The following is a 12868-nucleotide window of genomic DNA, read 5'->3' as shown; positions in this document are numbered from 1 at the left end:
CCCTTTCACAACAACACTGTCGGGATGTCGACGTAGCGGCTGCGCAGCCATTCGCCCAGTCCTTTTGCCTGAGGATCGAAGCGCGCTTGATAGGCGACTCCCTGACCCAGGATGCCCTCGACGACGAAGTTGACCGCGCGCAGGTTGGGCAGCACATGGCGGGTGACGTCGAAGTCGGCGGCCTCGGGCAGCAGGTCCTTGAACAGTTCGACGGTCAGCGTGTTGGCCAGCCAGCGCCACTGTTCGTCGGTGCGCACCCAGACGCCGACGTTCGCCGAGCCGCCCTTGTCGCCGCTGCGTGCACCGGCGATCCGGCCCAGCGGCAGCCGCCGCGTCGGGCCGGTCGGCAGCGGGTCCGGTAGCGGCGGGGGACCGGCGGATGCCAGCTCCAAAGTCTCAGTGGCGCAGGCGATGTCGGTGCGACTGCCGTCGGCGTGCACCGCGACGTGCGACACCTGGGTGGCGTCGACATAGCCGGGTGTGAAGACGCCGTAGACCTGGCCGTCGCCCGGCGGGGCGGTCACGGTGAATCCGGGATAGCTGGCGAGCGCTAATTCCACTGCGGCCGAGGAGAACTGGCGTCCGACGTTGGCGGGATCGGGATCCCGGACGACGCAGCGCAGCAACGTGCTGGCGGCTTCCTCGGTGTCGGCGTCGGCGTGGTCGGTGCGGGCCAGGGTCCATTCCAGTTCGGCGGGTTTGACGGTGAGCGCGGCCTCGAGCTGGCGGCGTACCAAGTCGGCCTTGGCCTCGATGTCCAGGCCGGTCAGCACGAACGTCATGGTGTTGCGGAACCCGCCGATGCTGTTCAGCGACACCTTCAGTGTGGGTGGCGGTGGCTCGCCGAGCACGCCGCTGATGCGCACCCGGTCGGGACCGTCGGCGGATAATTCGATGCTGTCCATGCGGGCCGTGACGTCGGGGTTGGCGTAGCGGGCGCCGGTGATCTCGTAGAGCAGCTGGGCGGTGACGGTGTCGACGCTCACCAGGCCGCCGGTCCCGGGGTGTTTGGTGATCACCGACGACCCGTCCGCATTGACCTCGGCAAGGGGGAAGCCGGCATAGGTGAGGTCGGGCACTTCGGTGAAGAACGCGTAGTTGCCGCCGGTGGCCTGGATGCCGCATTCGATGACGTGGCCGGCCACCACGGCGCCGGCGAGTTCGTTGTAGTCGGTGCGGCCCCAGCCGAAATGCGCGGCGGCGGCCCCGACGATCACCGAGGCGTCGGTGACGCGCCCGGTCACCACGACGTCGGCTCCGTGGTCGAGGCAGTCGGCGATGCCCCACGCGCCCAGGTAGGCGTTCGCGGTCAGCGGTGCGCCCAGCCCCAGCTCGGCCGCGCGCGGCTGCAGGTCGTCGCCCTCGACGTGGGCGACCCGGGCCGCGATGCCGAGGCGCTCGGCCAGCGCGCGGACCGCGTCGGCGAGCCCGGCGGGGTTGAGTCCGCCGGCGTTGGCGACGATGCGCACCCCGCGGTCGCACGCCTCGCCGAGGCAGTCCTCGAGTTGGGTCAGGAAGGTCTTCGCATAGCCGCGTTCGGCGTGTTTCATCCGGTCGCGGCCCAGGATGAGCATGGTGAGCTCGGCCAAGTAGTCGCCGGTCAGGTAGTCGACGTCTCCGCCGGTGAGCATTTCGCGCATCGCCGAAAGCCGGTCGCCGTAGAAGCCCGAGCAGTTCGCGATCCGGACGGGGCCGGCGCGAGAGACCATGCACACACTCCCTTCGATGGGATCGAGCCAACCAACCGGTAGGTCAGCATAGCCGGACGCCGACAGCAGCGTGAATACCAGCATGCTCCGGCCGCCTCGGCTCCCGAAAGACAGGAAGCTCCGGCGGCCGCCGTTTTGGCGCCCAGCAGGCCAGCGACTATTCTGATGGGCAATCGTCGCCATTCGGCCGACCGACCCGAACCCCGATCAAGGAGTAAGGCCCGACCATGGCCACACCCAAGCGCAGGATGTCGCGCGCGAACACCCGAAGCCGCCGCGCCCAGTGGAAGGCCACCAAGACCGAGCTCGTGAGCGTGACGGTGGCAGGTCAGCAGCACAAATTGCCCCGTCGGCTGCTCAAAGCGGCCCGCCTTGGCCTGATCGATCTCGACCGGCGCTAGGGGTTTTCGCGACCGCAATGCCGCGCCGTCACAGCTGCCACATGCGTATCTGGCCCGGCAGCCACACGATTTGCCCGCCTCACAGCGACAAATCATGCGTCTAGCGCAGTTGTCGCTCTGAGGCGGGCAAAAGGGCATCCCCCCGGGCAGATGCCGGTGTGACCTCTGTGACGAGATCGGGCTAAACCGGCGCGCCTCTCAGCCCGCTCTCAGACGCTAGGACGAAACTAGTGGCCGTGCGGATTCTTGTCGTCGACGACGATCGCGCGGTGCGCGAGTCGCTGCGCAGGTCGCTTTCGTTCAATGGATACTCGGTCGAGTTGGCCCATGACGGGGTCGAGGCCCTGCACATGATTGCCAGCGACCGGCCCGACGCGCTCGTCCTGGATGTGATGATGCCGCGGCTGGACGGTCTCGAGGTCTGCCGTCAACTCCGCAGCACGGGCGACGACCTGCCGATCCTGGTGCTCACTGCGCGCGATTCGATCTCCGAGCGGGTGGCCGGCCTGGATGCCGGCGCCGACGACTATCTGCCCAAGCCGTTCGCCCTCGAAGAACTGTTGGCGCGCATGCGGGCGCTGCTGCGCCGCACCAAGCCCGACGACGCCGAGTCGGTCGCGATGACGTTCTCCGATCTGACCCTGGACCCGGTGACTCGCGAGGTCACCCGCGGACAACGCCGAATCAGCCTGACCCGCACCGAATTCGCCTTGCTGGAAATGCTGATCGCCAATCCACGCAGGGTGCTCACCCGAAGCCGCATCCTCGAGGAGGTGTGGGGGTTCGACTTCCCCACCTCGGGCAATGCGCTGGAGGTCTACGTGGGTTATCTGCGCCGCAAAACCGAAGCCGATGGCGAGCCGCGTCTGATCCACACGGTGCGCGGGGTTGGCTACGTCCTGCGGGAGACGCCGCCCTGATGGTCCGGTTCCACCACCGCCGGCGCGCACCGCTGCGAGCGACCAGCTCGTTGTCCTTGCGTTGGCGGGTGATGCTGCTGGCGATGGCGATGGTGGCGATGGTCGTCGTGCTGATGGCATGCGCTGTCTACGCGGTGATCTCGGCGGCGCTCTACAGTGATATCGACAACCAGTTGGAGAGCCGCGCGCAGCTGCTGATCACCAGCGGATCGCTGGCCGCCGACCCCGGCAAGGCCATCGAGGGCACCGCCTATTCCGATGTCAACGCGATGCTGGTGAACCCGGGCCACTCGATCTACACCGCCAACCAGCCCGGCCAGACGCTGCCGGTCGGCGCGGCCGAGAAGGCCGTGATCCGCGGTGATTTGTTCATGTCGCGGCGCACCGCCTCCGACCAACGGATCCTGGCCATCCACCTGCCCAACGGCAGTTCGCTGCTGATCTCCAAGAGCCTCAAGCCGACCGAAGCGGTGATGACCAAACTGCGGTGGGTGCTGCTGATCGTCGGGGGGATCGGTGTCGCGGTCGCCGCGGTGGCCGGGGGGATGGTCACCCGCGCCGGTCTGCGTCCGGTGGCCCGGCTGACCGAGGCGGCCGAGCGCGTGGCCCGCACCGACGACCTCCGTCCCATCCCGGTGTTCGGCAGCGACGAATTGGCAAGGCTCACTGAGGCATTCAACTTGATGCTGCGGGCGTTGGCGGAGTCGCGGGAGAGACAGGCGCGGCTGGTCACCGACGCCGGCCACGAATTGCGCACCCCGCTGACCTCGCTGCGTACCAACGTCGAGCTGCTGATGGCCTCGATGGAGCCGGGGGCGCCGCGGCTGCCGGAGCAGGAGATGGTCGACCTGCGGGCCGACGTGCTCGCGCAGATCGAGGAATTGTCCACGCTGGTGGGCGATTTGGTGGACCTAACCCGGGACGACGCCGGCCAGGTGGTGCACGAGACCGTCGACATGTCCGAGGTCATCGATCGCAGTCTTGAGCGAGTCAGGCGGCGGCGCAACGACATTCACTTCGACGTCGACGTGATCGGGTGGCAGGTCTACGGCGACGCCGCTGGGTTGTCGCGTGCGGCGTTGAACCTCATGGACAACGCGGCGAAGTGGAGCCCGCCCGGCGGTCGTGTCGGTGTCACGATGCGCCAACTCGACCCCTCGCACGCCGAGCTGGTGGTCTCCGACCGTGGGCCGGGCATCCCGCCGCACGAGCGTCGCTTGGTGTTCGAGCGCTTCTACCGGTCGACGACGGCACGGGCGATGCCCGGTTCGGGACTGGGGCTGGCGATCGTCAAGAAGGTGGTCCTCAACCACGGTGGGTTGCTGCGTATCGAAGACACGGTTTCGGGAGGACAGCCGCCGGGAACATCGATTTACGTGCTGCTCCCTGGCCGGCCGATGCCGGTTTCGACGGAACCCCCGCCCGCTTCCGATGCCACGACCGACTCCGCCGTGACGGTGCCTGGCAACGGCGCGAACTCTCGGGGTTCGGCGAACGTTATCTCAGTGGACTCTCAGTCGGCGCAGGCAAGGTAGTTGCAGTTACTGTTGGAAATCGAGCCAAGTCGAGCCGACATACGCCCAATTAGAGGAAGAGCGACTTAGCGACATGACGAATGACCCGAGGTATTCGCCACCGCCGCAGCAGCCGGGATACCGCGCGCCTAATCAGCCTGTGCCCCCCGCTTATGCCCAGGGGCAGCAGCCGCCGTACAACCAGCAGTTGGATTGGCGGTACCAGCCGTCGCAGCCCTCGCAGCCGACGCAGACCACGCAGTTCCGTCAGCCCTACGAGCCGTTCGGCGGCACCGGGCCGGGCCCCATACCCGGCGGCACCGGGCCGGGCCGGATACCCGGGGGGACGGGTGCGGGCCCGATTCCCGGGGGGACCGGTACCGGCCCGATCGGGATGCTGCCCCCGATGCCGCCCCCACCCCAAAAGCGTTCGCGCGCGGGCCTATTGACGGTCGGGGCGGTCGCGATCGCGGTGGTGTCGGCCGGCATCGGCGGTGCCGCCGCCACGGTCGTCGAGCTCGGCACGCACTCCGCGAGCGGCGGCGGCACCGGGCTGATCCCGGGGGCCGCGCCCAGCATCCCGGCCGCGAACATGCCGCCCGGCAGCGTCGAACAGGTCGCCGCCAAGGTGGTGCCCAGCGTCGTCATGTTGGAGACGGACATGGGCCGCGCCTCCGAAGAGGGCTCCGGCATCGTCCTGTCGGCGGATGGGTTGATCCTGACGAACAACCACGTCGTCGCCGCCGCGGCCAAGCCGCCGAACGGCCCGAACGCCCCGGGCGGGCCGGGCGGACCCGCCGGTGGTCCGCCGCCCAAGACGACGGTGACCTTCTCCGACGGCCGCACCGCACCGTTCACGGTGCTCGGTGCCGATCCCACCAGCGACATCGCGGTGATCCGGGTGCAGGGCACGTCGGGGCTCACGCCGATCTCGATGGGCTCCTCATCGGATCTGCGGGTGGGCCAGCCGGTGGTGGCGATCGGGTCACCGCTGGGCCTATCGGGCACGGTGACCACCGGAATCATCAGCGCGATGAACCGACCGGTATCCACGACCGGCGAGTCGGGCAACCAGAACACGGTGCTGGACGCGATTCAGACCGACGCCGCGATCAACCCGGGTAACTCCGGCGGCGCGCTGGTCAACATGCAGGGTCAGCTGGTCGGCGTCAACTCGGCGATCGCCACCCTGGGCGCCGATTCTCCCGACGCCCAGAGCGGATCGATCGGCCTGGGCTTCGCGATTCCGGTCGACCAGGCCAAGCGCATCGCCGACGAGTTGATCAGCACCGGCAAGGCCACCCATGCCTCGCTCGGTGTGCAGGTGACCAGTGACAAGGCCACCCCGGGCGCCAAGGTCGTCGACGTCGTGCAGGGCGGCGCCGCCGCAACCGCCGGAGTGCCCAAGGGCGTGACCGTGACCAAGGTCGACGACCGCCCGATCAACAATGCCGACGCGTTGGTCGCCGCCGTGCGGTCCAAGGCGCCGGGCGACAAGGTGTCGCTGACCTTCCAGGATCCCGGCGGTGGCAGCCGCACCGTGCCGGTCACGCTTGGCAAGGCGGATCAGTGATGAGAGTCGATGAACCGCTGTCGGAGCTCGGATATACGGTGTCACCCATGGAAACGGGTGCGGAGTTGGTAGTCGGCCGGGCTCTGGTCGTGGTGGTCGACGATCGCACCGCCCACGGGGACGAGGATCACAGCGGGCCGCTGGTCACCGAGCTGCTGACCGAGGCGGGATTCGTCGTCGACGGTGTGGTGGCGGTCGCGGCCGACGAGGTCGAGATCCGCAACGCGCTGAACACGGCGGTGATCGGCGGGGTGGACCTGGTCGTTTCGGTCGGCGGCACGGGTGTCACGCCGCGCGACGTCGCGCCGGAGGCAACTCGCGACATTCTGGATCGCGAGATCCTGGGCATCGCCGAGGCCATCCGCGCCTCGGGGCTCGCCGCGGGAATCATCGACGCCGGGTTGTCACGCGGGCTCGCCGGTGTGTCCGGAAGCACGCTGGTGGTCAATCTCGCCGGCTCCCGTTACGCGGTGCGCGACGGGATGGCGACGCTGAATCCGCTTGCCGCGCAGATCATCGGGCAGCTGTCGAGCCTGGAGATCTAACCGGTTGTCTCGAGGTTCCGCTGCGAGCAGACCCTCCGGTCACGACCGGCATGAGGAGGGCTCGGTCTTCGGCGCCGAATCGGCCCAGAGGTCAACGGACGAGCCCGACTCGGATATCGACGAGCACGAGCAGTGGTTGCGCGAGAACGTGCCCCCACACCACGGTTGAGAACATTCGACCGAGGTTTTACGTTTGCCGGCGTCACGGCGCGGTCAACCTTTGATGACCAATCGTCCGGGAAATGTGTGATCGCGCACAAATGAACGTACCGTCTTCTCGGGCGGCGTCATGTTGCCTCGCAATGGGCAGTACGGGAGGTGTGCACGTGTTCAAGGGGTTCAAGAGTTTCGTAATGCGCGGTGACGTGATCACCGTGGCCATCGGTCTGGTTGTGGCCCTGGCCTTCTCGAACCTGGTCAAGGCCTTCACCGACAGCGTGATCAATCCGCTGGTCGCGGCCGTGCAGCCAGGTACCAAGTTCGGATTGGGTTGGCAGCTCGGCGAGGAAGGCAACAAGGCGACCTTCCTCGATATCGGATCGTTCATCTCGGCGATCATCTATTTCGTCGTCTTCATGACGGCCGTGTATTTCATGATCGTGGTGCCCTACAGGCACATCCAGGCCCGCCGTGGGGTCACGGTGTTCGGGGAGGAACCCTCGACCAAGGCATGCCAGGAGTGCATGTCCGACATCCCCGAGGCCGCGCACAAGTGCAAGTACTGTGCCAGCGCCCAGGACTCAGCCGCCTGATCTCGACACCGCTCAGTGCAGGGTGAGGGTTACCGCTTGACCCAGCGCCGAGCCTGCCACCGTGTTCGCCACGCGAGCCGGCAGCGCAACCAACACGACGCGGTCGCTGTCCGCGGCCTGGACCTTCTGCTTCGCAGAAACGAGCACGACCACGGCGTCGGTTGCTACCACTTTGGTGACTGCCGAAGTCCCCGCCGGTGTGTCGGTGGCCGGGGCGGTCAGCACGTCGACGACGTCGCCGACCCGCAGCAGGTCGATCAGGGCGCTGTCAGCCAGGTGCAGCGGCACGATGCGGGCGCCGGGACCGGCCGTCGATTCGGCTAGCCGGCTGCCCAGCACCCGAACGTCAGTGAGTACCTCGCCCCGCCGCGTCGGACTGGCCAGCATCGCGCCGACCACGGCGGCGAGGTTTGCTTGAGATCCGTCGGGAACCGTTGCGGCCAAACGTTTTTCGATCCGGAGGTCATCGGGGGTCAACGCTGCGCCGGGGGTGAGGTCCCGGGAGGCCACGACGACGTCGACGCGGTCACCGTCAGGATTCGAACGCAGCGCCGCGACGCCGGCCAGCACCACGAGTCCGCCCGCGGCGACGCGGCGCGCGAGCACCGTCCGCGTCCAGTCCGGTCGCAACGACGCCGACAACCGGTGCCAAAGCGTCGGATTCAGCGATGAGTGGCCCACGCGGCAACGCTAGGCGCAGCGCCGCGGGGACGATGGCGTCGGCGAAACCCGGCTGTGGATAACCGTTAGGTCGAGGCGGCCGCGGTGGACGGCGTGGAGCTCGTGCTGGACTTCTCGCTCGAGCCGTTCTTCTCGCTCGACGCCGAACTCGACCCGTTCTTGTCGCCCGAGGCCGTACTCGACCCCGAGTCGCTGGTGGACGAGCCGTTGGTCGACGTCTTCGCCTTCTGGCCGGCCTCACGACTGTCGGTGCGATAGAAGCCGCTGCCCTTGAACACGATGCCGACGGAGTTGAACAGCTTGCGCAGCCGTCCGGAGCACTTCTCGCATGTCGTCAGCGCGTCGTCGGTGAAGGCCTGCACGATGTCGAAGCGGTTGCCGCACTCGGTGCATTCATAGCTGTAGGTCGGCACTTGTAACCTCCGTGAATGTAAGCCTGGTTAGCACTCTACATGCTCAAGTGCTAGAACCACCCTGTGAAGTGTCTCATTCCCTGGTGGGAGGCAGCGCGACGAGACCACCCCCCGGCGTGAGTGCATGGGTCATCGGCACGTCGTGCGGCTCGGCGGGCAACTCGTCGAGGAACTCGGTGTCGCGCACCATCGCGATCAGCTGTGCTTGCGGGTTCCGGCCGTCCAGCGAGCGGTCGTAGAAGCCGCGGCCGCGGCCCAGCCGCGCGCCGCGACGGTCGACCGCCAGCGCCGGGACGATCACCAGGGTGGCCTCGGCCAGGGCCGACTCCGGCAGCCAGGGCTCGGGCGGCTCGAGTAGGCCCCAGCGGCCGGAAACCAGTGCGCCCGGCCGGTATTCGCCCCACCGCAGCCGCATCGGGATGCCGTCGGCGGTGGTGCGCGCGATCGGCAGCAGCACCCGCGCTCCCCGGCGCAGCAGCATGTCCAGCATGTCGATCGAGCCGGGTTCGGTGCCGACGGGTGCGTACGCGCAGACGGTGCTGCCGTTGCTGGCCACGGGCTCCAGTCGCTCGGTGAGCAGCCGGGCCTCGGCGGCCCGAACGTCGTCGGCAACCCGCTCCCTGGCCGCCAGCAGCTGTTGCCGCAACGCGGCCTTGCCCGGGGTCGCCATGGCTCAACGATGACAGCCCGGCCTGTCGCGCCGCCACAACAAGGCCGCAGACTCCGTGGGGGCTATCGTTTGAACGATGTCACGCCCAGAAGTCCCGGTGCCGTTCACGGCGATCGTCCCCGCGGCCGGCCTGGGCACGCGCTTCCTGCCGGCGACGAAAACGGTGCCCAAGGAGTTGCTGCCCGTCGTCGACACGCCCGGCATCGAGCTGGTCGCGGCCGAGGCTGCCGGAGCCGGCGCCGAGCGCTTGGTCATCATCACCTCCGAGGGCAAGGACGGCGTCGTCGCGCATTTCGTGGAGGACTTGGTGCTCGAGGGCACGCTCGAGGCGCGCGGCAAGAAAGCCATGCTGGACAAGGTGCGTCGGGCGCCGCAGCTGATCAAGGTCGACTCCGTGGTGCAGGCCGAGCCGCTCGGATTGGGACACGCCATCAGCTGCGTGGAGCCCACCCTGACGGCCGACGAGGACGCCGTCATGGTGCTGCTGCCCGACGACCTGGTGCTGCCGACCGGCGTGCTGGAGGTCATGTCGAAGGTGCGCGCCGACTACGGCGGCACGGTGTTGTGCGCCATCGAGGTGACACCCGAAGAGATCAGTGCCTACGGGGTTTTCGACGTCGAGGCGGGCCCCGGCAACAACCCGGACGTGTTGAAGGTCAACGGGATGGTCGAGAAGCCCAAGCCCGAGGACGCGCCCTCGATGTATGCCGCGGCCGGCCGCTACGTGCTCGACCGCGCCATCTTCGATGCGCTGCGCCGCATCGACCGCGGGGCTGGCGGTGAAGTCCAGCTGACCGACGCGATCGCCCTGTTGATCAAGGAGGGCCATCCCGTCCATGTCGTCGTGCATCGCGGATCTCGACACGACTTGGGAAATCCCGGCGGCTACCTCAAGGCTGCGGTTGACTTTGCATTGGATCGTGACGACTACGGCCCGGAATTGCGGCGGTGGTTGGTGGCGCGATTGGGCCTGACCGAGCAGTAGCGGGCCCGGCGACGCACGGTCCCGTCAGGCTTGAGGGCAGAGAGGCGCGCTTGTGCGTTCTGTGGAGGAGCAGCTGGCCCGGATAACGGCCGCCGCGGTGGCCCCGCGTCCGATACGGGTCGCCATCGCCGAGGCGCAGGGATTGATGTGCGCCGAAGAGGTCGTCACCGAACGGCCGCTGCCCGGGTTCGACCAGGCCGCCATCGACGGCTACGCGGTGCGCAGCGTCGACGTGCTGGGCGTGGGCGAGCTGGGTACCGAGGGCGTCGACGATGCCGGCGAGCCGCTCGCCGACGAAGATGCCCACGACGGGCTGGTCCTGCCGGTGATGGGAACCATCGAAGCCGGCGCCCGCACCCCCAGCCGGCTGCAGCCGCGGCAGGCCGTCCGGGTGCACACCGGCGCCCCGCTGCCCACGCTGGCCGACACGGTCCTGCCGCTGCGGTGGACCGACGGCGGAACCTCGCGGGTGCGGATTCTGCGGGGCGCACCGTCGGGCGCCTATGTGCGCCGCGCCGGGGACGACGTGCAGCCCGGCGACGTTGCCGTGCGCGCCGGAACGATCATCGGCGCGGCCCAGGTGGGGCTGCTGGCGGCGGTCGGCCGCGACCGGGTGCTGGTGCACCCGCGCCCGCGGTTGTCGGTGATGGCCGTGGGCGGCGAGCTGGTCGACATCACGCGGACCCCGGGCAACGGGCAGGTCTACGACGTCAACTCCTACGCGCTGGCGGCCGCGGGCCGCGATGCCGGGGCGGAGGTCAACCGCGTCGGGATCGTCAGCAACGACCCCAAAGAGCTCGGGGAGGTCGTCGAGGGTCAGATCAATCGCGCCGAGGTCGTGGTGATCGCCGGCGGGGTCGGCGGGGCGGCCGCCGAGGCGGTGCGCTCGGTGCTGGCCGAGCTCGGCGAGATGGAGGTGGTCCGCGTCGGCATGCATCCCGGATCCGTCCAGGGCTTCGGGCAGCTGGGGCGCGAGGGCGTGCCGACGTTTCTGCTGCCGGCCAATCCGGTCAGCGCGCTGGTGGTCTTCGAGGTGATGGTCCGGCCGTTGATCCGGCTGTCGCTGGGCAAGCGGCAGCCGATGCGCCGAATCGTGCAGGCGCGCACGCTGTCGCCGATCACGTCGGTGGCCGGGCGCAAGGGCTATCTTCGCGGTCAGCTGATGCGGGATCAGGACACCGGGGAGTACCTCGTGCAGGCGTTGGGCGGGGCCCCGGGGACGTCGCATTTGTTGGCGACGCTCGCCGAGGCCAATTGCCTGGTTGTGGTTCCCAGCGGCGCCGAGCAGATTCGTACCGGTGAGATCGTCGACGTCGCCTTCCTGGCTCAGCGTGGCTGAGTGCAACGTCTGCGCCCGCCCGTGAACCTGTTGCGCACCAATGCCCGGCATCCCGGTTGGCCCTTGGACGTTGGGCCGCTGCGGGTAGCCGCGGGCGTGGTCCGCTTGCGTGCGGTGCGGATGCGCGACGGCGTGCAGTGGAGCCGCATCCGGTTGGCCGACCGCGCGCACCTGGAGCCGTGGGAGCCCAGTGCCGAGGGCGATTGGGCGACCCGGCACGCGGTGTCGGCGTGGCCCGCACTGTGTTCCGGCCTGCGTTCGGAGGCCCGCAAGGGCCGCATGCTGCCGTACGTGATCGAACTCGACGGGCGGTTCTGCGGACAGCTGACCATCGGCAACGTCACGCACGGCGCGCTGCGCTCGGCGTGGATCGGCTACTGGGTGCCGCGGTCGGCGACCGGCGGCGGGGTGGCCACCGCGGCGTTGGCGCTAGGTCTCGACCACTGCTTCGGCCCGGTCATGCTGCATCGCGTGGAGGCGACCGTGCGCCCGGAGAACGCCGCGAGCCGGGCCGTGCTGGCCAAGGTCGGGTTCCGGGAAGAGGGTTTGCTGCGCCGCTACCTGGAGGTGGACCGCGCGTGGCGCGACCACTTGTTGATGGCGATCACCATCGAAGAGGTGTACGGGTCGGTGGCCTCGACCCTGGTCCGCTCGGGGCACGCGAGTTGGGCGTAATCCGGCGTTCGCGGCTGCTTTGGGGTTGTGGCTAGCGCGACACGAGTGACGTTTGGTGCTTGTAGGGGGCAAATTACAGGTGTGTAATTGTGCTGGTCGCTGGGACCCGGCCGCGCAGGCCGCCGATGAGCCTCGCGGGGGATCCAGGCCAGAAGGAGCAGGTCATCATGCCAAGCATCCCGCAATCGTTGTTGTGGATCTCGCTCGTGGTGCTGTGGCTGTTCGTTTTGGTTCCGATGCTCATCAGCAAGCGCGACGCTGTGCGCCGCACCAGCGATGTCGCGTTGGCGACGCGGGTGCTCAACGGCGCCGGATCCCGTCTGCTCAAGCGCGCTGGTCCGGCGGCGGGTCATCGCAGCGACCCCGATTGGAAGCCGGAGGAAGACGTCGCTGACGAGGACTTCGCTGACGACGACGAGGACGCCGAGACTGAAGAGTTCCCGGATGCACGCCCGGTCGTCCTGAAGGTCGAGGTCGCCGAGGAGGCCGAGCCCGACTACCTGGATGTCGACGTCATCGAAGATTCGGGTGCCCTTCCGGCCGGCGCCAGCGCTGCCGACGAGGCCGATGCCGTCGACGAGACCGACGCCGAGGATGAAGAGGCGGACGACGAGCAGGACGACCGGTACGAATACGTCGACGACTCTTCTGGATTGGAGCCGGAAGAGGATCCCGAAGACGACGCGGAAGC

The 12868-nt window shown here is 68.6% G+C and carries 14 protein-coding genes; 10 read left to right on the top strand and 4 right to left on the bottom strand.

The features are described from left to right. Positions 1–5 precede the first annotated feature (5 nt). Positions 6–1709 (bottom strand): acyclic terpene utilization AtuA family protein, encoded by a 1704-nt coding sequence (locus tag A5747_RS23670; protein WP_076128873.1) that lies wholly within the window; start codon positions 1707–1709, stop codon positions 6–8. 227 nt (positions 1710–1936) lie between these two features. Between A5747_RS23670 and rpmF the strand changes: the two genes are divergently transcribed. The 6 genes from rpmF (at position 1937) to A5747_RS23640 (ending at position 7414) form a co-directional block, all read left to right on the top strand. Next, the gene (gene rpmF, locus A5747_RS23665; RefSeq protein WP_076057591.1) at positions 1937–2110 is read left to right on the top strand and encodes a 50S ribosomal protein L32; all 174 of its coding nucleotides are present in this window, start codon (positions 1937–1939) and stop codon (positions 2108–2110) included. 236 nt (positions 2111–2346) lie between these two features. Then, on the top strand, positions 2347–3030 hold the full coding sequence (mprA, locus tag A5747_RS23660; RefSeq protein ID WP_076128871.1) for a two-component system response regulator MprA: 684 nt from the start codon (positions 2347–2349) through the stop codon (positions 3028–3030). Then, the gene (locus A5747_RS23655) at positions 3030–4565 is read left to right on the top strand and encodes a HAMP domain-containing sensor histidine kinase (RefSeq protein ID WP_076128843.1); all 1536 of its coding nucleotides are present in this window, start codon (positions 3030–3032) and stop codon (positions 4563–4565) included. The genes mprA and A5747_RS23655 overlap by 1 nt, the downstream gene beginning before the upstream one ends. A 73-nt stretch (positions 4566–4638) precedes the next feature. Beyond that, entirely contained in the window at positions 4639–6117 is a 1479-nt protein-coding gene (locus A5747_RS23650) for a S1C family serine protease (RefSeq protein WP_076128841.1), read from the top strand. Beyond that, on the top strand, positions 6117–6662 hold the full coding sequence (locus A5747_RS23645; protein WP_076128839.1) for a molybdenum cofactor biosynthesis protein B: 546 nt from the start codon (positions 6117–6119) through the stop codon (positions 6660–6662). Before A5747_RS23650 ends, A5747_RS23645 begins: the two co-directional genes overlap by 1 nt. 326 nt (positions 6663–6988) lie before the next feature. Then, positions 6989–7414 carry an MscL family protein gene (locus A5747_RS23640; protein ID WP_076128869.1) on the top strand — a complete coding sequence of 142 codons (426 nt, stop codon included), beginning with the start codon at positions 6989–6991 and terminating at the stop codon, positions 7412–7414. Between the two features lie 12 nt (positions 7415–7426). Here A5747_RS23640 and A5747_RS23635 read toward each other — a convergent pair whose 3' ends face one another. The 3 genes from A5747_RS23635 to A5747_RS23625 all read right to left on the bottom strand — a co-directional run bounded on the left by A5747_RS23635 (position 7427) and on the right by A5747_RS23625 (position 9178). Next, entirely contained in the window at positions 7427–8095 is a 669-nt protein-coding gene (locus tag A5747_RS23635; protein ID WP_076128837.1) for an SAF domain-containing protein, read from the bottom strand. A gap of 65 nt (positions 8096–8160) precedes the next feature. Beyond that, entirely contained in the window at positions 8161–8508 is a 348-nt protein-coding gene (locus A5747_RS23630) for an FmdB family zinc ribbon protein (protein WP_076128835.1), read from the bottom strand. Between the two features lie 73 nt (positions 8509–8581). Further along, a complete protein-coding gene (locus tag A5747_RS23625; protein ID WP_076128833.1) occupies positions 8582–9178 on the bottom strand; it encodes a 5-formyltetrahydrofolate cyclo-ligase in 597 nt (198 codons plus the stop codon). Positions 9179–9254: 76 nt separating this feature from the next. Here A5747_RS23625 and A5747_RS23620 point away from each other — a divergent pair, with 76 nt between their 5' ends. The 4 genes from A5747_RS23620 to glpR all read left to right on the top strand — a co-directional run. Beyond that, the gene (locus A5747_RS23620; protein WP_076128831.1) at positions 9255–10163 is read left to right on the top strand and encodes a UTP--glucose-1-phosphate uridylyltransferase; all 909 of its coding nucleotides are present in this window, start codon (positions 9255–9257) and stop codon (positions 10161–10163) included. A gap of 52 nt (positions 10164–10215) precedes the next feature. After that, positions 10216–11502: a gephyrin-like molybdotransferase Glp gene (gene glp / locus A5747_RS23615; RefSeq protein WP_076128829.1), complete on the top strand. Its 1287-nt coding sequence runs from the start codon at positions 10216–10218 to the stop codon at positions 11500–11502. Between the two features lie 21 nt (positions 11503–11523). Continuing rightward, a complete protein-coding gene (locus A5747_RS23610) occupies positions 11524–12177 on the top strand; it encodes a GNAT family N-acetyltransferase (protein WP_076128866.1) in 654 nt (217 codons plus the stop codon). 167 nt (positions 12178–12344) lie between these two features. Beyond that, positions 12345–12868 (top strand): gephyrin-like molybdotransferase receptor GlpR (gene glpR / locus A5747_RS23605; protein ID WP_369805186.1); only part of this gene is annotated, 524 nt, incomplete at its 3' end.

This window comes from Mycobacterium sp. IS-836 (assembly GCF_001954275.1).
Lineage (GTDB): Bacteria > Actinomycetota > Actinomycetes > Mycobacteriales > Mycobacteriaceae > Mycobacterium.
This window is presented reverse-complemented; position numbering and strand designations above follow the sequence as displayed.

Coding starts and splice junctions, on each gene's coding strand:
- A5747_RS23650 (WP_076128841.1), top strand. CDS start 4,639: ATGACGAATGACCCGAGGTATTCGCCACCGCCGCAGCAGCCGGGATAC.
- A5747_RS23645 (WP_076128839.1), top strand. CDS start 6,117: ATGAGAGTCGATGAACCGCTGTCGGAGCTCGGATATACGGTGTCACCC.
- rpmF (WP_076057591.1), top strand. CDS start 1,937: ATGGCCACACCCAAGCGCAGGATGTCGCGCGCGAACACCCGAAGCCGC.
- A5747_RS23625 (WP_076128833.1), bottom strand. CDS start 9,178: ATGGCGACCCCGGGCAAGGCCGCGTTGCGGCAACAGCTGCTGGCGGCC.
- A5747_RS23620 (WP_076128831.1), top strand. CDS start 9,255: ATGTCACGCCCAGAAGTCCCGGTGCCGTTCACGGCGATCGTCCCCGCG.
- A5747_RS23655 (WP_076128843.1), top strand. CDS start 3,030: ATGGTCCGGTTCCACCACCGCCGGCGCGCACCGCTGCGAGCGACCAGC.
- A5747_RS23670 (WP_076128873.1), bottom strand. CDS start 1,709: ATGGTCTCTCGCGCCGGCCCCGTCCGGATCGCGAACTGCTCGGGCTTC.